Source organism: Prochlorococcus marinus str. MIT 0917 (assembly GCF_027359575.1).
GTDB lineage: Bacteria > Cyanobacteriota > Cyanobacteriia > PCC-6307 > Cyanobiaceae > Prochlorococcus_B > Prochlorococcus_B marinus_D.
Map to the genome: position 1 here is coordinate 1,083,966 of NZ_CP114784.1, position 17,059 is coordinate 1,101,024.

At 39.5% G+C, this 17,059-nt stretch carries 29 protein-coding genes and 1 tRNA gene; 4 read left to right on the plus strand and 26 right to left on the minus strand.

Annotated elements, in window-relative coordinates; translation table 11 throughout:
* Positions 1-65: 65 nt before the first annotated feature.
* The 26 genes from truA to rplC form a co-directional block, all read right to left on the minus strand.
* The gene (gene truA, locus O5637_RS06310) at positions 66-875 is read right to left on the minus strand and encodes a tRNA pseudouridine(38-40) synthase TruA (protein ID WP_269603502.1); all 810 of its coding nucleotides are present in this window, start codon (positions 873-875) and stop codon (positions 66-68) included.
* Between the two features lie 52 nt (positions 876-927).
* Complete coding sequence (rplQ, locus tag O5637_RS06315; RefSeq protein WP_269603503.1) at positions 928-1,278, minus strand: 50S ribosomal protein L17; 351 nt, start codon at positions 1,276-1,278, stop codon at positions 928-930.
* Between the two features lie 39 nt (positions 1,279-1,317).
* A complete protein-coding gene (locus O5637_RS06320; protein WP_269603505.1) occupies positions 1,318-2,256 on the minus strand; it encodes a DNA-directed RNA polymerase subunit alpha in 939 nt (312 codons plus the stop codon).
* A 49-nt stretch (positions 2,257-2,305) separates the two neighbouring features.
* A complete protein-coding gene (gene rpsK / locus O5637_RS06325; RefSeq protein WP_011295451.1) occupies positions 2,306-2,698 on the minus strand; it encodes a 30S ribosomal protein S11 in 393 nt (130 codons plus the stop codon).
* 67 nt (positions 2,699-2,765) lie between these two features.
* Complete coding sequence (rpsM, locus tag O5637_RS06330) at positions 2,766-3,131, minus strand: 30S ribosomal protein S13 (RefSeq protein WP_269603510.1); 366 nt, start codon at positions 3,129-3,131, stop codon at positions 2,766-2,768.
* Between the two features lie 111 nt (positions 3,132-3,242).
* Positions 3,243-3,359, minus strand: coding sequence for a 50S ribosomal protein L36 (rpmJ, locus tag O5637_RS06335; protein ID WP_011295453.1), 117 nt, complete (start codon positions 3,357-3,359; stop codon positions 3,243-3,245).
* Between the two features lie 44 nt (positions 3,360-3,403).
* Positions 3,404-3,952: an adenylate kinase gene (locus O5637_RS06340; protein WP_269603514.1), complete on the minus strand. Its 549-nt coding sequence runs from the start codon at positions 3,950-3,952 to the stop codon at positions 3,404-3,406.
* Between the two features lie 25 nt (positions 3,953-3,977).
* Positions 3,978-5,297 (minus strand): preprotein translocase subunit SecY, encoded by a 1,320-nt coding sequence (gene secY, locus O5637_RS06345; protein WP_269603516.1) that lies wholly within the window; start codon positions 5,295-5,297, stop codon positions 3,978-3,980.
* Positions 5,298-5,356: 59 nt separating this feature from the next.
* Positions 5,357-5,809 carry a 50S ribosomal protein L15 gene (gene rplO / locus O5637_RS06350; protein WP_269603518.1) on the minus strand — a complete coding sequence of 151 codons (453 nt, stop codon included), beginning with the start codon at positions 5,807-5,809 and terminating at the stop codon, positions 5,357-5,359.
* 5 nt (positions 5,810-5,814) lie between these two features.
* On the minus strand, positions 5,815-6,441 hold the full coding sequence (rpsE, locus tag O5637_RS06355) for a 30S ribosomal protein S5 (protein WP_269603520.1): 627 nt from the start codon (positions 6,439-6,441) through the stop codon (positions 5,815-5,817).
* 14 nt (positions 6,442-6,455) lie between these two features.
* Positions 6,456-6,824, minus strand: coding sequence for a 50S ribosomal protein L18 (gene rplR, locus O5637_RS06360; RefSeq protein ID WP_269603522.1), 369 nt, complete (start codon positions 6,822-6,824; stop codon positions 6,456-6,458).
* 33 nt (positions 6,825-6,857) lie between these two features.
* Positions 6,858-7,400 (minus strand): 50S ribosomal protein L6, encoded by a 543-nt coding sequence (rplF, locus tag O5637_RS06365; RefSeq protein WP_269603524.1) that lies wholly within the window; start codon positions 7,398-7,400, stop codon positions 6,858-6,860.
* 17 nt (positions 7,401-7,417) lie between these two features.
* Positions 7,418-7,819, minus strand: coding sequence for a 30S ribosomal protein S8 (gene rpsH, locus O5637_RS06370; protein ID WP_269603526.1), 402 nt, complete (start codon positions 7,817-7,819; stop codon positions 7,418-7,420).
* Between the two features lie 19 nt (positions 7,820-7,838).
* On the minus strand, positions 7,839-8,378 hold the full coding sequence (gene rplE / locus O5637_RS06375) for a 50S ribosomal protein L5 (protein WP_269603527.1): 540 nt from the start codon (positions 8,376-8,378) through the stop codon (positions 7,839-7,841).
* A gap of 93 nt (positions 8,379-8,471) precedes the next feature.
* On the minus strand, positions 8,472-8,783 hold the full coding sequence (rplX, locus tag O5637_RS06380) for a 50S ribosomal protein L24 (RefSeq protein WP_269606931.1): 312 nt from the start codon (positions 8,781-8,783) through the stop codon (positions 8,472-8,474).
* A gap of 47 nt (positions 8,784-8,830) precedes the next feature.
* The gene (gene rplN / locus O5637_RS06385; protein WP_011295463.1) at positions 8,831-9,196 is read right to left on the minus strand and encodes a 50S ribosomal protein L14; all 366 of its coding nucleotides are present in this window, start codon (positions 9,194-9,196) and stop codon (positions 8,831-8,833) included.
* Positions 9,193-9,459, minus strand: coding sequence for a 30S ribosomal protein S17 (rpsQ, locus tag O5637_RS06390; RefSeq protein ID WP_269603528.1), 267 nt, complete (start codon positions 9,457-9,459; stop codon positions 9,193-9,195). The genes rplN and rpsQ overlap by 4 nt, the downstream gene beginning before the upstream one ends.
* Before the next feature lie 10 nt (positions 9,460-9,469).
* A complete protein-coding gene (rpmC, locus tag O5637_RS06395; protein ID WP_269603530.1) occupies positions 9,470-9,682 on the minus strand; it encodes a 50S ribosomal protein L29 in 213 nt (70 codons plus the stop codon).
* The gene (gene rplP / locus O5637_RS06400) at positions 9,679-10,164 is read right to left on the minus strand and encodes a 50S ribosomal protein L16 (protein WP_269603532.1); all 486 of its coding nucleotides are present in this window, start codon (positions 10,162-10,164) and stop codon (positions 9,679-9,681) included. The genes rpmC and rplP overlap by 4 nt, the downstream gene beginning before the upstream one ends.
* A gap of 12 nt (positions 10,165-10,176) precedes the next feature.
* The gene (rpsC, locus tag O5637_RS06405) at positions 10,177-10,911 is read right to left on the minus strand and encodes a 30S ribosomal protein S3 (protein WP_269603534.1); all 735 of its coding nucleotides are present in this window, start codon (positions 10,909-10,911) and stop codon (positions 10,177-10,179) included.
* Complete coding sequence (gene rplV, locus O5637_RS06410) at positions 10,911-11,291, minus strand: 50S ribosomal protein L22 (protein WP_269603535.1); 381 nt, start codon at positions 11,289-11,291, stop codon at positions 10,911-10,913. Before rplV ends, rpsC begins: the two co-directional genes overlap by 1 nt.
* A 2-nt stretch (positions 11,292-11,293) precedes the next feature.
* Positions 11,294-11,569: a 30S ribosomal protein S19 gene (rpsS, locus tag O5637_RS06415; protein WP_269603536.1), complete on the minus strand. Its 276-nt coding sequence runs from the start codon at positions 11,567-11,569 to the stop codon at positions 11,294-11,296.
* A gap of 35 nt (positions 11,570-11,604) precedes the next feature.
* Positions 11,605-12,468 (minus strand): 50S ribosomal protein L2, encoded by an 864-nt coding sequence (gene rplB, locus O5637_RS06420; protein WP_269603537.1) that lies wholly within the window; start codon positions 12,466-12,468, stop codon positions 11,605-11,607.
* A gap of 4 nt (positions 12,469-12,472) precedes the next feature.
* Positions 12,473-12,784 (minus strand): 50S ribosomal protein L23, encoded by a 312-nt coding sequence (locus O5637_RS06425; RefSeq protein ID WP_269603539.1) that lies wholly within the window; start codon positions 12,782-12,784, stop codon positions 12,473-12,475.
* Positions 12,777-13,412, minus strand: coding sequence for a 50S ribosomal protein L4 (rplD, locus tag O5637_RS06430; protein ID WP_269606934.1), 636 nt, complete (start codon positions 13,410-13,412; stop codon positions 12,777-12,779). The genes O5637_RS06425 and rplD overlap by 8 nt, the downstream gene beginning before the upstream one ends.
* Entirely contained in the window at positions 13,412-14,068 is a 657-nt protein-coding gene (rplC, locus tag O5637_RS06435) for a 50S ribosomal protein L3 (RefSeq protein ID WP_269603541.1), read from the minus strand. The genes rplD and rplC overlap by 1 nt, the downstream gene beginning before the upstream one ends.
* A 370-nt stretch (positions 14,069-14,438) precedes the next feature.
* Between rplC and O5637_RS06440 the strand changes: the two genes are divergently transcribed.
* The 4 genes from O5637_RS06440 (at position 14,439) to O5637_RS06455 (ending at position 16,985) form a co-directional block, all read left to right on the plus strand.
* Positions 14,439-14,903, plus strand: a complete 465-nt coding sequence (locus O5637_RS06440; protein WP_269603543.1) for an NAD(P)H-quinone oxidoreductase subunit N — start codon at positions 14,439-14,441, stop codon at positions 14,901-14,903.
* A gap of 12 nt (positions 14,904-14,915) precedes the next feature.
* Positions 14,916-15,938: an LdpA C-terminal domain-containing domain gene (locus O5637_RS06445; protein WP_269603545.1), complete on the plus strand. Its 1,023-nt coding sequence runs from the start codon at positions 14,916-14,918 to the stop codon at positions 15,936-15,938.
* A gap of 182 nt (positions 15,939-16,120) precedes the next feature.
* Positions 16,121-16,192: transfer RNA gene (locus tag O5637_RS06450), tRNA-Gln, on the plus strand.
* A gap of 13 nt (positions 16,193-16,205) precedes the next feature.
* Complete coding sequence (locus O5637_RS06455) at positions 16,206-16,985, plus strand: HAD family hydrolase (RefSeq protein WP_269603547.1); 780 nt, start codon at positions 16,206-16,208, stop codon at positions 16,983-16,985.
* Positions 16,986-17,059: the final 74 nt, after the last annotated feature.

Sequence of the window (17,059 nt, forward strand, 5' to 3'; positions counted from 1 at the left end):
CTGATTTAGCAAAATTACCAATTTTTAATTTATAAATCTTTGATGTGTTCTGTATATTTTGAACACTAAAATATTGGAAGAGAAAAACTAGGAAAAGTATCAAAACTTTTCTCTTTTGAAAAGAGTGGTTCCTCATAACCGACTCTTATCAAACAAAGACCATAAGGTGGAGCAGACTCTTTAACCTCAGAGCGCAAACAGTTTCTCCATCTATGTCTAAATTTTTCAAGAGAAAGTCGTTTTTCTCCAACAGCAACTAATTGACCCATCACAAGCCTTACCATCCCATACAAAAATCCACTGGCCTGAATTTCAACTGTGACTATATCCCCATTACGAAAAATAGAAACATCTTGAATTGTGGTGAATGAATTACTCCTATTACTTCCAGCTTTTTGAAACGCTGCAAAATCATGTAAACCCAATAAATCATTCAGAGCATTATTCATTAAATTAATATCCAATCTAAATCTATATCTATGCCAACTTATATTTTGAAGAAAAAGATTTGGGTAGGAACCGTTAAAGATAGAATATCTATACCTTCTATACTTTGCTGAATAGCAAGCATGCCAGTCTCTGGGAACACTCACTGCTTCAAGGACTTTAATTGATGCTGGAAGTCTTCCATTCAGAGCTGATGGCCATTTGTGAATAGGAATTGGGCCAGAACAATCAAAATGAACAACTTGTCCTGAAGCATGCACTCCTGAATCAGTTCTGCCAGCTGCTATTACTTTGACAGGTTTAATTGGATCAAGTTCTGCAATTTTTTCTTCTAAAGTTCCTTGAACAGTTATTGAATCTTTTTGGTTTTGCCAGCCTTTAAAATCTGTTCCATCGTATTGAATAACAAGAGCAATTCTATTCGTCAAATCGTACTAAAAAAATAAAAGATATTAATTTACATTTGTGAATAATTAATCCCTATACAAGCTCAACAATTGCCATTTCTGAATTGTCACCACGCCTTGGAGTAGTTCTAACAATCCTTGTATATCCTCCTTGACGATCACCGTATCTCTCTTGGGCCTTTTCAAAAAGTGCATGAACCAACTGCTTATCGTATACATATCCAATAGCTCTTCTCCTTGAAGCAAGGCTGCCATCCTTAGCTAAAGTAATCATTCTTTCAGTTTCGTTTCTTAAAGCTTTGGCTCTTGCTTTAGTTGTTGTAACTCTACCTTCGCGAATCAGTTGAGTAGTTAATCCTCTTAAAAGTGCCTTCCTTTGATCTGCAGGGAGACTCAATTGTGGGATTCGACGTTGATGACGCATTTGATTAGCTTTAAAATTTAGTAGTGAGAAAACTGAAAGTCATGCAGAAGTTCTACTTTGAGGAATAGAAATCCCAATTCTCTCTAGAGCTTCAATAACTTCATCAGCAGATTTAGAACCGAAGTTCTTAATTTCCAATAAATCCTCATAACTGAAACCCATCAGATCAGAAACAGAGTTAACTTGGGCTCGTTTGAGGCAATTGTAAGCTCGTACAGATAAGTTTAACTCCTCAAGGGGTATTTGGGCCTCTGCTGCAGGCTCTGGCTCTTCAGGAATTTCTTCTACCATTGAAACAGTAGCAAGAGGTTGAAAGAGTTCGATTAATTGATTCGCAGCCTCCGCTAATGCATCGTCTGGAGAGGTAGATCCGTCAGTTACTAACTCCATTTTTAATCTTTCTCTAGTAGATCCCCCCTCAGCCACAGCGGTTTCATCAATAGTAAAATTAACTCTATTTATAGGCATAAATACAGCATCTATTTGAAGCAAATCAATTGCGCTTGTCTCTTCATTCTTTCTATCAACTGGTCGATATCCAACACCTCTCTCTACATGTATTTCTAGTTCTAAGTTATGCCCCTCCTGAACTGTTGCTATTGGACGCTCACCATCTACAACTTCAACTAGAGATGAGAACTGAATATCCTTTGCTTTAACTTCAGCGGGGCCGGATACAACCAGTCTTCCTATCTCAAGCTCTTGACTACGACTATCAACTGAAATCTGCTTACAATTTAGAAGAATGTCTAATACGTCTTCTCTTACACCAGGAATTGTTGCATATTCATGATTAACACCTGCAATCCTTACAGCAGTGACTGCGCTGCCTTCGAGACCGCCCATTAAAACTCTGCGTAAAGAATTACCCAAAGTTGTTGCTTGACCTCTTTCAAGAGGTCCAATTAGGAAAACGCCTGTTTGGGAACGATCACTAGAAACTTGATGGTCGATCCTGTCTATCTGGTATTGCAACACGGTCTAATGGGATGTGGAAAAAAAGAAAAGTTCACTTAAGTGAGTAGATTTAAACGCGCCTGCGTTTAGGTCTCCTGCAACCGTTATGAGGAAGAGGAGTTACATCTCTGATCAAAGTAATTTCAAGACCAGCTACTTGCAACGCTCTTATTGCGGTTTCACGACCTGAGCCTGGTCCACGTACAAGAACTTCGATTTGGCGCATTCCTTGCTCTAAGGCCCTTCGGGCTGCAAGTTCAGCAGCGGTCTGAGCAGCAAAAGGAGTACCTTTTCGAGCTCCTTTAAATCCACTTGCTCCTGCTGATGACCAGGAAATTACTTCACCAGAGGTATCAGTAATTGAGACAATGGTGTTATTGAAGGTACTTTGAATATGCACAACTCCATTTGGAACGTTGCGCTTTGACTTCTTAGAACCGGATTTCTTTGAGGTTGTAGCCATTAGGCTGTGTTTTATTTAAAAAAATTTAGTAAATTACCAGTTAGTTGGTAACAGTAGTCTAAAAATATTATTTCTTTCTTCCTGCAACAGTTTTTCTAGCTCCTCTCCTTGTGCGAGCGTTAGTTCTTGTTCGTTGACCACGAACAGGCAGGCTCATTCTATGCCTCCGTCCACGTACACATCCGATATCTTGAAGTCGTTTAAGAGCCATTCCTTCTTGACGCCTTAAATCTCCTTCAAGAGTGAATTCTTCAGTAACAGCTCTGAGCTTCTGAATATCACTATCTTCTAAATCCTTTACACGAATATCAGGATTAACACCTGACTTTTCAAGGATAGCCTGAGCTCTGGTTAAGCCAATGCCGTAGATGTAAGTAAGGGCAACTTCTACCCGCTTTTCGCGAGGTATATCGATGCCTGAAATCCGTGCCACTTAGGGATAAATCGAAGAGGACAATAAAAATCATCATAAATTAATGATGACGTTGTTGAAAGAAGTAAACGAAAAAAATTAATCGTTTAAGACTTCTTAAAAAGTCAGGAATCAGCCCTGACGCTGCTTGTTACGAGGCCTTTTCTTGTTTATCACATAGATTCGGCCTCTTCGCCTCACGATCTGATCGTCAGGACTAATTTTTTTGACTGAGGATCTAACCTTCATTTGGTGAGACTCTCCTATTTCCAAACTATAACTTTACTACATCGTCAGCCTAAAGACTTCTCAATGCATGAAAAAACAACATCTATGTCAGCATTACCTTCTATCTCCTTGAGAATACCTTGCTTCTTATACAAATCAATTAGAGGAGAGGTTTTGTCTCTGTATATTTTCAGTCTGTTAGTTATTACTTGTTCATTGTCATCCTGCCTTCCTCTTTCTAAAAGCCTTTTAATTAAATAATCGTCAGCAATTTTTATTAATATAACTCCTTCCAAAGGTTGCTTGATTTTTTCTAAAAGATTTTCAAGAGAATTAGCTTGATTAACATTTCTAGGGAACCCATCAAGTAACCACCCCTCATTAATATTTACCAATCTTCCTTCAACAATTGAGAGAACTAATTCATCACTTACTAATTCTCCTTTATTCATAATCTCAGCAGCTTTGAGACCTAAAACAGAACCAGAGGAGACTTCATCTCTAAGTAAATCTCCAGTGGAAAGATGAACTAATCCGTATTTTTTGCATAAAAGATTTGCTTGCGTTCCTTTACCTGCGCCAGGGGGGCCAAGGAAAAGTAATTTTTTTTTCATTTAAATAAAAATCATACAAAAAATTTTACTGTCTCACCAATCCTTCATATCTTTGAGAAATTACATAAGTCTGAATCTGCTTAGATGTATCTATTGCAACTCCTACCAAAATCAATAAGGAAGTCGCTCCAAGCCCTTGAAAAGTTTGTACATTAGTCGCTCTCTCTACTGCGGCAGGGACAATAGCAACAGAACCTAGAAATAATCCACCAAGTAAAGTAAGACGGTTTTGCACACCTGAAAGATAATTAGAAGTAGAACCTCCTGGCCTTACTCCAGGAATTGCAACACCACCTTTTTTTAAATTAGATGCAATATCTATTGGGTTAATCGTTAAAGAAGCATAAAAGTAAGCAAAACCTAGAATCAATGCAAAGAAGGTAATTGCATAAGGCCATGGATTAGATGAGCCTGGATTCAGTGAACTAGCAGCCTTAATAAGTAAAGGGTTTTGAGTGAAATTTGCAATTGTTATTGGGAGGAAAATCAATGCAGAAGCAAAAATTATTGGCATAACACCTCCAGCATTTAACTTAAGAGGTAGATAACTTTGTCTACTTGGCAAAAGCGCTGTTCCTCCCATTTGGCTTTTTGCACTTACTATTGGGATTCTTCTAGCACCTTCTTGAACAAAAATAATGCCAACAATAGTAATTAAAAAAACAATCAAAAGAATTATTATCCCCAAAACATCTGCTCTATCTCCGGTTTGAGCTTTTTCAATAGTAGAGCTCAGTGCCTTAGGTAAAGTTGCAACAATATTCAAGAAAATAACCAAAGAAGCACCTTGGCCTATACCTTTTTCAGTAATAATCTCACTAAGCCACATCACTATCATTGATCCAGTAACTAATGCCAAGGATGTTTGAATAACAAATTCAGTTTCACTAAGACCTGCGACAGCGTACTGTCTAAGAATCAAAGCAAAAACTGTACTCTGAACTAAGCCCCAACCCAAAGCCACATACCTAGTGATTTGGGCAATCTTCCTTCTTCCTGCCTCCCCCTCATTCTTCTGTAAATCTTCAAGTTGAGGTAATGAAGCAGTAAGCAATTGAATAATTATTGACGCATTAATGAATGGCAGAATACCTAATGCAAAAACACCCAAAGTTGAGATTCCACCGCCTGTAAAGATATCAAGGAATCCAATAAGTTGACCTCCCTGATCAATAAAAGTTTTAAAAGCCTCTCTATCTATCCCAGGCATGGGAATGTAAATACCTAGTCGAACAACTAACAATAAACCAAGGGTCGTAAACACTCTTCCCCTTAGCTCCTCGTTAGTGAAAAGCTGGGTAATCACCTCGCCTGCACTTGGATTTCGACCACGACTTATTAACATTTAAAATGATAATTTATTTGAGGCTAATGTATAAAATTATATTTTCAAAGAAACAACACTTAAGTGTACAACTCACAGGTTCCTCCAAGGTCTTCAATTTTCTTTTTGGCGGATGCTGTGAAAGCAGCAGCTTGAACAGTTAATTTAACTTCTAATTTGCCGTTACCAAGAATTTTTAGAGGATATTTTGGTTTTGTCAAAATACCCTCCTTGACCAATAAATCAAGGTTAACCACAGTACCATCCTTCAAATCATTCAAAGTCGAAACATTGAGGACAGTAAAATTTTTCTGATTAACTATTGGGAAATGCTTTAGTTTTGGTACTCGCCTGTATAAAGGCATCTGACCACCCTCAAATCCTGGACGAGTAGGTCTTCCTGATCGAGATTTTTGCCCACGCATTCCAAAGCCGCAACTAGCTCCTTGGCCAGCAGCTATACCTCGACCTTTACGCATTTTTTTACGTCTAGATCCTTTATTTGACTGAAGGGCTTCTAATTTAATAGTCATGATTTTTAAGAGTAAATCTGCTCAAGGGAGATACCACGCTCTTTTGCTGTGGCTTTATGAGTTCTTAACTCACTTAAAGCAACCATTGCAGCGCGAGCATTATTAAGAGGGGTCTTACTACCTAACCTCTTAGCAAGTACATTCTTAATTCCAGCTAATTCTAAAACAGTACGAATTGAACCTCCTGCAATTACACCTGTTCCCGGCGCTGCAGGACGAATTAATACACTTGCTGCTCCATCTCTGCCGTTAGAGAGAGTTGGAATTGAGCTATTTCGAGTTAAAGGAACACGAACTAAATGTTTTTTTCCATCAGCAACTCCTTTCCGAACAGCACCAATAACATCTCCCGCTTTTCCTACCCCAACTCCAACTTGGCCTTTTTCATTTCCCACTACAACTATTGCCCTGAAACTCATTTTCTTTCCACCTTTGACTGTTTTAGAGACCCTTCTAATTTGAACAACGCGTTCTTGCCATTCAGAGTCTCTTTCTTGACCTCTTCTATCTCTTCTCCCTCCGCGTTTTTCACCACGGTTGCGGCGATTTTCCTGCCTACCATCAGCTGCAGGAGGATTATCTGATGATCCAGAAGTTTTTTTATTTGGTGACTGGTTTTTAGAGTCTGTCATTATTAAAGCAATAATTAAAAGTTCAAGCCTGCCACTCTGGCCGCTTCGGCTAGAGCTTTAACCCTGCCATGATAGATGTTCCCACCTCTGTCAAAGATAACTTGTTTGATGCCTTTTGATAAAGCTTTTTTGGCAACAAGATCTCCTACTGCTGTAGAGGCATCGCAACTTCCAGCATTAGCTTTTAAAGAAGCCTTGAGGTCTTTATCGAGGGTTGATGCTGCACATATAGTATTTTGAGCATCATCATCTATTATTTGAGCATAGATGTGGTTATTAGACCGAAATACAGCAAGTCTTGGACGAGCCTCTGTTCCGCTTAAGTTTCTCCTCAAGCGTTTATGTCGTTTTTGGGTCTGTTGTTTTCTAGAAAGTTTTGACATGGCTAAAAAATTTAAAAAGACAAATAAGCAAGATTAAGAAGCTTTGCCAGACTTACCAGCTTTTCTAATTATGTTTTCTCCTTCATACTTGATCCCTTTACCTTTATAAGGTTCAGGAGGTCTAATTGCTCTTATTTTTGCAGCTTCGTTGCCAACTAATTCTTTATCAGGACCAGTTACAGTCACATTTGTATTATTTTCAACTTTAAAAGTAATGCCTTCTGGAGGTACAACCTCAACTGGATGACTATAACCGGCACTAACAACAAGAGTTTTTCCTTTTACTTGAGCTCTTGAGCCAACACCTACAATCTCAAGTTTTTTTGTAAAACCATTACTAACGCCCTCAACCATATTTGCCACAAGAGATCTGCATAGTCCATGCATTTCCCTGGACTGTCTCTTTTCATTTATAGGTTTAACAACAATTATGTTGTCATTTTTGCTTAGGCTGACTCCAGTAGGAAGGGTTCGCTGCAGTTGACCCTTTGGACCTTTTACAGTGATAGAAAGTCCTTCGAGTTTTACATCTACCTTTTCGGGAAGGGAGATTGGTTTTTTTCCAGTACGAGACATAATAAATACCTAATCAATCAACAGACGTAGCAGAGGACTTCTCCTCCAACACCTTGCTTGCGAGCATCACGATCGCTCATGACTCCCTTAGAGGTGGAAATTATTGCAACTCCAAGGCCTCCTAAAACTTTTGGTAATCCTCGAGTATTTTTATAAATCCTCAAGCCTGGTTTACTGACTCGCTGCATTGAACGAATAATGGGTGAGCGATGCTTACCAGTATATTTCAATCCAAGAATGAGCTGCTTTCGAAAGCCTTCTCCTTCTTCATTGATTTCTGCAATAAATCCCTCACGCTGAAGAACCTTAGCGATACTAAGAGACATTCTTGAAGCAGGGACTTTGGTATTTTCATGACGTTTTTCACTTGCATTTCTTATGCGAGTGAGCATGTCTGAAATTGGATCGTGGTTGGCCATAGTATTTAGCTAATCAAACTCATTTTTTACGGAAGGGCATTCCCATTTCACTAAGAAGAGCCTTACCTTGTTCATCAGAGGAAGCACTGGTCACAATTGTGATATCCATCCCTCTAATAGTGTCGACTTTGTCAAAAGTAATCTCAGGGAAGATAAGTTGCTCTTTGACTCCAATGGTGTAATTTCCTCGGCCATCAAAGCTTTTTGGACTCACACCACGAAAATCTCTAATTCTTGGAAGTGCCAAATTAATAAACCTTTCCAAGAAGGCGTACATGCGGTCACCTCTAAGTGTGACTACACAACCTATAGGCATTCCCTGTCTAATTTTAAAGGTAGCAATTGCTTTCTTGGCCCTTGTTATAAGAGCTTTTTGCCCAGAAATGGTAGCCATTTCAGCTAGAGAAGCTTCTAAAGCTTTTGAATTAGATGCAGCCTCACCAAGTCCTCTGTTTAAAGTGACCTTTTGCACTTTAGGAACTTGATGAACATTTTTCAGACCGAGGTCTTTTAAAAGCTTTGGTCTAATTGTCTCTCGGTAGCGGGTTTTTAGTGACATTGCTGGAAAAAAGTTGATTCTGGTCTTGGTCAGAATTCAAGTGGGAAAAGAAAGTCTGCTTTAGTTAATTCAGACAAAGGAATAGTGAATTAATTAATCAATTAATTCCCCTGTCTTCTTTAATCGCCGTTTCTTTGACCCATCTTTATCTATAAAAATTTCAACCTTACTAGCAACTTTTTCTTTAGTTGAGTAGATCATTACATTTGAAGCATGCAAAGAAAATTCTTTGGTCTCTATTCGACCCGTTTCTCCTTCCTGTGATGGCTTTAAATGCTTTGTTCTTTGATTAATTCCCTTCACTAAAACTCTATTTTCATGAGGAAGTGTTTGAAGGACTTCTCCGGTCTTACCTTTATCCTTTCCAGAAATAATCTGAACTGTATCTCCTTTCCTGATCTTCATTTTTATCCGATCAGAAGATACTTTGGTTTTGTTAATTGCTGGCATGACTAAATAACCTCAGGTGCTAAGGAAACAATTTTAGTAAAATTGCGCTCTCTTAATTCGCGTGCAACGGGGCCAAATACCCTTGTACCTCTTGGATTTTGATCATCATTAATAAGCACCGCAGCATTGTCATCAAAGCGAATTGAATTTCCTGTTTCTCTGCGCATCGTAGCTCTGGTACGCACTACAACTGCTTTGACCACATCTGATTTTTTTACTCCCATATTTGGCATTGCATCTTTAACTGAAGCAACTATCACATCGCCTACATGGGCATAACGACGATTAGAGCCCAAGACTCTAATACATTGCAAACGCTTGGCACCACTATTATCTGCAACAGTTAGGAATGTTTCTTGCTGAATCATTTTGCAGCCTCCTTGGATTTCATACCCTTCACAAGAACATCTATAACCGTCCATCTTTTCTGAGCACTCATTGGAGGACTCTCTTTAATTCGAACTCTGTCTCCCACTTTGCAATTGTTTTCTGCATCATGAGCTTTATATCGAGTAGTCCGACTAATAATTTTTTGGTACATAGGATGTGGAAATCTATTTTCCACCGCTACTACGACTGTTTTTTGCATTTTGTCACTGACAACAGTGCCGACCATTTCCTTAAGTGCCATAACTAAAAAATCAAGATGATGTGTTTGAGCGACTTCGCTCGTTAGAGACCGTTAAAAGTTGAGCAAGTTCGGTGCGTGCCTCTTTGAAACGGTGAGTTTTAGCTAGCTGTCTTGTAGCTTGCTGAAAACGAAGATCAAAAAGTTCTTTACGAAGATTTTCAATCTTTTCTGATATCTCGGAATCAGAGAGATTCCTAACATCTTTCGTGGTTATTTTACTCATGATGATGACTCCGAATTATCTGCTGTAACTGGCGTTTTAGCAGGTTTATAATTTCCCTTATTGAGATCTTCCTCTAGAGAAATAAATTTTGTTTTTACTGGCAGTTTGTATTGAGCAAGACGCATTGCCTCTTTTGCAATTTCCTCTGTAATTTCATCGCCACCCATTTCAAACAAGATTCGACCAGGCTTGACAACTGCAACCCAAAATTCTGGGTTACCTTTACCAGATCCCATTCTTGTCTCGGCAGGCCTCATCGTTACAGGCTTATCAGGGAAAATACGAATCCAAATTTGTCCTCCCCTTTTTACATAACGAGTCATAGCTCGTCTACTTGCTTCGATTTGTCTTGAGGTAACCCAACCACAATCTTGAGCTTGCAATGCAAACTGACCAAAAGCGATTTTATTGCCTCTAGTAGCAACGCCGCGCATACGGCCTCTCTGTTGTTTGCGAAATTTGGTTCTTTTTGGACTAAGCATGATTAAAACTCCTTATTTAGCTTCATTGGAACGGTCCTCAAATTGTTGAGGTCTTCGATTCCCCCTATTGCGTCTAGGAGAAGAACCAACAGGTAATGGCTGTTCTTCTTTAGGAAGAACTTCACCTTTGAAAACCCATACTTTGATTCCTAAAACGCCATAGGTTGTAGTAGCTACTTTGGTTGCATAATCAATTTCTGCTCGCAAAGTGTGTAGAGGAACTCTTCCTTCTCGTGTCCATTCAGAACGTGCGATTTCAGCGCCATTCAACCTTCCGCCTACTTGTATTTTAAGACCTAAGACACCAGCTCTTTGTGCTCTTTGAACAGCCATTCGAATAGTTCGTCTAAAGGCAACACGCTTTTCTAGTTGCTGAGCAATATATTCGGCAAGAAGATAAGCATCTGCATCAACTTTTTCTACTTCAACAACATTGATACGTACTTGTCTATTTCTATCACCGATTGTTTTTTGAATACCAGATCTAAGTTCTTCAATACCACTTCCTTGCCTACCGACTATGACTCCTGGCCGAGCAGTTTTTAATTCAAGCTCAAGTTGATCTGCTTTTCGAGCAATCAGGACATCACTTATACCTGCTGCTCCATACTTTTTCTTGATGAAAGTACGGATCCGATCATCTTCTTGGAGTAGTAAAGGATAAGTTTTACTTGGTGCATACCATTTAGAACGATGCTCTTGAGTGATACCGAGCCTAATTCCAGTGGGGTGAATTTTATGTCCCATCAGTCCGAGTCCTCAGAATTGGTTGATTGAGTGGCCGAAACAGCAATGCTGATGTGGCATGTCTGCTTTTTAATTGCAAATGCTCTGCCCTGAGCCCTAGGTCTATAGCGTTTCATTGGTGGACCCATATCAGCGGTAGCAGTGCTAATAAACAACGAAGAAGGTTCAAGACCAAGATTGTTTTCTGCATTCGCAACAGCTGATCGCAATACTTTTGTTATTGGCTCAGTTGATCGATAAGGCATGAATTCAAGCATGATCAAAGCATCCCTGTAAGTTCTTCCTCTTATTTGATCAAGAACTCGGCGTACTTTTGAAGCAGATCCGCGAATATAACGCCCATGGGCTTGGGCTGTCGTTTTGGTAGATGAAGTAGTCATGATTAGCGTGCTCCTTTTTTATCTCTGATGTGGCCTCTGTAGGTTCGAGTTGGTGCAAACTCTCCTAACTTGTGTCCAACCATTTGCTCAGTTATGAAAACAGGTATGTGACTCTTTCCATTGTGAACAGCAATTGTATGGCCAATCATCATTGGCAGAATTGTTGAGGCTCTAGACCATGTTTTGATGACAGCTTTATCTTCATTAGAGTTTTGCTTTTCGATTTTACGAAGCAAACTGTCTGAAATAAATGGCCCTTTTTTTAGTGAACGTCCCATAACGGTTTAAAAGAATTGGTAAATAAAGATAGAAATCATGAATCTCGACCTCCTCTACTCCGTTTAGATACCTTGCGTCGTTTTCGAAGAACGTACTTATTGCTGGGCTTATTTTTCTTCCTGGTTTTCAAACCAAGAGCAGCTTTACCCCATGGTGTCACTGGGCCAGCACGTCCAACAGGTGCTTTCCCTTCTCCTCCTCCATGAGGGTGATCACATGGATTCATGACACTTCCTCTAACTTGAGGTCGTCTACCAAGCCATCTTCTTCTTCCAGCTTTTCCAAGGCTTGTATTTCTAATCTCAGAGTTACCAACCTCTCCAAGAGTGGCGTAGCATTCCTTCCTGACTAAACGAACCTCAGTTGAAGGTAATTTCAACGCGACGTAATCTCCTTCTTTAGCCATGACTTGAGCGCTAGCTCCAGCTGTACGGACCATCTGTCCGCCTCTACCTGGATAAAGTTCAACACAATGAACACTCGAACCTAAAGGCATTGAAGAAAGTGGTAAAGCATTACCAGTTTCAATTGGTGCATCTGGACCTGAAATAACTTCTTGCCCAACTGTTATGTCCGCAGGTGCAAGTATGTATCTCTTTTCACCATCAGAGTAAAAGAGTAGAGCAAGTCTTGCATTCCGATGCGGGTCATAATGAATTGCCGCAACTTTGGCTGAAATACCATACTTATTTCTACGAAAATCAACAATCCTATACAACCTTTTATGCCCTCCTCCTCTATGTCGACAAGTAATTACACCTCTGTTATTGCGACCTTTCTTTCGATGCTTAGATACGACAAGTGAGCGCTCAGGTTTATTGGATGTAACTTCACTAAAGTCAGTTACTACTCTTGTACGAGTACCAGGTGTGTAAGGTTTGAAACTTCTTATGGCCATTGTTTTAAGCCTCCTCTGATTCTGGGAACAACTGTATGGAATTGCCTTCAGCTAGGCGAACCACAGCCTTCTTCACTTGAGGCCTCTTTCCAGAGAACCTACCGACTCTCCTACTTTTTCTTGGGGGATTCATAGTACTTATACCAAGAACCTTGACATCAAACATTTTTTCTACAGCAGCCTTTATATCAGGCTTAGCTGCTCTTGGATCAACTTCAAAAGTGTACTGATTTAAGTCCAAAGCTTTTGTCGCCTTCTCAGTTATCAAAGGACGCTTAATTACTTCAGTAATTCGTTTATCAAAAAATTTAGTCATTACCGTAGACCTCCTTAATGGTTGATAATGCATCTTCACCTATTACCAATGAGTTGGCATTGAGAAGGTCAAACACATTTAATTGATCAGCAGAGATAAGCTTAATTTTTTCTAAGTTTCTAATTGATCGCTTTATAATTTCTGATGGTTTATTGAGAATAATAAGAATTTTCCCTTCAGAATCAATTCCTACTCTCTTTAGGACAGCAAGAATTTCACTTGTTTTAGGAACCTCTAGCTTGGAACCGAAGTCTTTAATTATTTTTGCGTCTGAAATTCTACTCATTAGTGCAGTACGAAGAGCTAGTCTTCGTTCCTTCCTATTCATCTCCAAGTTGTATTTGCGAGGCTTAGGGCCAAAAATAATTCCACCTCCTGGGCGTAGGGGAGTTCTAATTGAGCCTTGCCTTGCTCTACCAGTACCCTTTTGTTTGTAGGGTTTTCGCCCGCCTCCTCGAACCTCAGACCTAGTCAAAGTGCTTGCAGTCCCTTGACGGCTGTGTGCCTGTTGACGCAAAACAGCACGATGTAATAAATCTGCTGCTGAGGAATCCTTGGCAGTTTTCAAATCAATTGATGATTGTCCAGCCTCTTTGCCTTGCCAATCAAGAACAGTACAGTTAGCCATCATTTACCTCCTTGCTGGGTAGATACGCCAACTCTTTTGGCAGGTCTAATGTTTAAAAGAGATCCAGGCTTCCCCGGAACAGATCCTTTTACTACCAATAAATTGTGATTTGTATCAATCTTTAGAATTTCAAGGCCTCTTGTAGTGACTTTTTTACCGCCCATACGACCAGCCATCCTTTTCCCGGGATAAACACGCCCAGGGGTTGTTCCAGCTCCTGTCGAACCAGGCAATCTATGATTCTTTGAACCATGACTCATGGGCCCTCGGCTAAAGCCATGTCGCTTTTGATAACCTGCGAATCCTCTACCCATAGTGTCTCCACTAACATCAACTTTTTGACCTTTTTCGAAATCATCGACAGTTATTGCAGCTCCGAGTTTAAATTCACTAGAATTTTCTACTCGGTATTCTCGAAGATGGCGTAAAAGGTCATCACCTGATTTTGCCAGATGACCTTTTGAAGGCTTATTAATAAGTTTTTCACGAATTAATTGAAAGCCTATCTGTACAGAAGCATAACCATCCGTATCAGCAGATTTTAATTGAGTGATTCGACAGGGACCCGCTTCGATCAAAGTGACTGGAACGGCTCTGCCTTGATCATCGAAGAGTTGGGACATTCCCAACTTCTTACCTAAGATTCCTAAAGACATGAGTTAAAAAAACGCCAGCTCAAAGGTCAATCTGCAATGAGAGAGACTTGAAATCTGAATTAAATCGCCTATCTAGCCAAAAAAGTTGAAGTTAATTGAAATTCAATTTATTTGGAAAAATGCTAGCGATAATCAGGTGGCTGAGACTTTTTCAAACTTTTAAAAAAGTTCAAACAGTATCTCGACAAAAGAAAATAAATTCTCCTGCACTAGCCAAAAAGGCTAAACGCAAACGTCTAGTCTGCTCAAGCGTCCAGAGGCCCGGCTAGCGGGCGGGCATAGAAAAGCTTTAGCAACTTAAAAGATTACACTATTAACACCCATTTTGTGTGATGCTTCACTTGAATAAGATAAAGAATTTGATTTAAGGATGCCTTTATTACTCTCTGGCCAGACATTTCGCAATGATCTTGAATCATTCGGCTGCCTTGCCATCCTTAGTCCGTTAGAAGGTGGAGCAGAAACTCGTTTACTTAGAAGGCTTAGAGCTAGTGGATATCAAACACAGATAACTTCCGCTAGAGGCTTAGGAGATCCAGTTGTCTTTCTTACCCAATTACATGGAATCAGACCACCACATTTGGGACATCAAAATGTTGGGAGAAATGGGGCTCTAGGGGAAGTTCAACAAGTTATTCCTCAATTAAATGAATTGTTAGTAGAAGATAAAACCTTGGTTCTGTGGTTATTAGAGGGGCAAGTCTTATCAAAGTCAGAACTATTAGCAATAAATAATCTCTGCCAAAAGGACCCTAGAATCAAAATTGTTATTGAGATGGGAGGGGCACGAAGTATTACCTGGCAACCATTAAGTGAATTCATCAATAGAGATTAGAAATTCATCAAGGTGATTACTAACAATTCGATTTACAATTCTGAAGCTCTAAAGAAAGGTAACTGGGTAAAGTTAATTTGTGGCGCAAGTAATCAAGACTTGCCTTCAATAACTGATCTTTGCTCAATTTATGGGGCTGCAGGGGTGCATTGCATTGACCTGGCTGCCGACGAAGCTGTTATCCATGCAGCTCGCAATGCTATTGATTGGGTTTTCGACACTTATGGGAAAAAACCTTGGCTGATGATCAGCTTAAGTGATGGAAAAGATGCGCATTTTCGCAAAGCTTGGTTTGATCCAGGCCTATGTCCATCCAATTGCTTAAGACCCTGTCAAAGCATTTGTCCAGCTCACGCGATTGAAAACGAAGGTAGTGTAAAAGCTAATAAATGCTATGGATGTGGCCGGTGTATTGATACATGCCCATTAGGAATCATTCAAGAAAAGGATCGAAGATTAACTCTTAAAGATTTTGCTCCGTTGTTAACAACTATCAGACCAGATGCAGTAGAAATTCATACTGCTCCAGGAAGAGGCCAAGCATTTGAAAAAACAATTAAGGAAATTCTTAAAGTCGATCTGCAGCTACAACGATTATCTGTCAGCTGTGGTTTAGAAGGGTATGGAATAAACCATGAAAAATTAGCAGAAGAACTTTGGCTGCGACATAAATTCCTGAGAATTCATAATCAAAAACCTCTCTGGCAAATTGATGGGCGTCGAATGAGTGGAGATCTCGGAGCAGGTGCGGCCAAAATTGCAGTAAAACTATGGGAAAGAATACGCCCAATAGCTCCACCAGGCCCCTTACAGCTTGCTGGAGGGACTAATGAATCGACAATTAAGTACCTACCAGAGATTAAAGGGCCTGAAGGAGTTGCTTTTGGAGGGAAAGCGAGAAAGATAATCCAACCATGGCTAGAAGAGGCTCAACGAAAAAGAATTAGTATTAGAGATTGGCCTGAAGGCTGGGAGTCGGCTCTTGCAGAGGCAAAACGACTGATAAATCCTTGGCTTGTAAGAAAATCTTTATAATTGGATTTCCCTAGCCAAATCAATCATTCGAAAGCACATCTTGTGCTGGATTAATGAAGAAATCTTCCGATTAACTAAAAAAAACTAGATAAAGACATGACAGGATTGAATCAAATATGCAATTATTTAAGAGAAAGAATCCAAATCTATGTCTTTAAATTGCAAACATAGATCTGGAACAATGGGCCGTCGCCAAGTGGTAAGGCATCGGGTTTTGGTCTCGACATTCCTAGGTTCGAATCCTAGCGGCCCAGTTTTCAATAGTTAGTGATAGAAAAACCTCTACTTGTTCTTGATTTTGATGGTGTCATAGTTGACGGCATTAAGGAGTATTGGTCAAGTTCTCGTCAAACTTGTCTAAACATAATTTCTCCCAAAGAAAAAGAAATTATTTCTTTTCCTAGCGAGATTCCCCAAACTTTTAAAGCCATGAGACCCTGGGTTAATGAGGGTTGGGAAATGGTTATTCTGGCTGCTGAATGTTCAAATAAAACTAGTCAATTAAACTTAAAAGGTTTACAAAATTTCTCAAAAAATTACCAAATAGAATGCTCTTTAGCTCTTGAAAAATGGGGTTGGACACCTTCTCAATTACAAGAAGCTTTAAATCAAACAAGAAGAGAAGCAATATCAAATAATTTCAATCAATGGTTAAATTTTCATCAGCCTTTTTCTTTAGTCACTCAACGCCTCAAGACACTTGAGAAAGAAGGAATAGAGTTTGCTGTTTTAACAACAAAAAGCATTGAGTTCACAAAAAAACTTTTGGATTGTTTCGATCTTCAGCCAAAGCTTGTTTTCGGTCACGAATCAGGAAGTAAAGTCGATGTCTTAAAACAACTCTTACAAAAAAGAATCATTCCAGGGTTTATTGAAGATCGAAGAACTACCTTAGAAAAAGTCTTAGAAGATCCCAAGCTGAAATCTATCCCTTGTTACTTAGCAAGCTGGGGATACTTAAAACCTCAAGATAGAAATAATCTTCCTTCCAGTATTAAATTATTAAATTCAGATACTTTACGAGAACCAATCCGGAAGTGGTCTTGACTTAATAGCGTACGTCTGTACTATCGGTTTAATCGCTATTCGTTGAGGAACTGAGTATTTCATAACCAAATCCC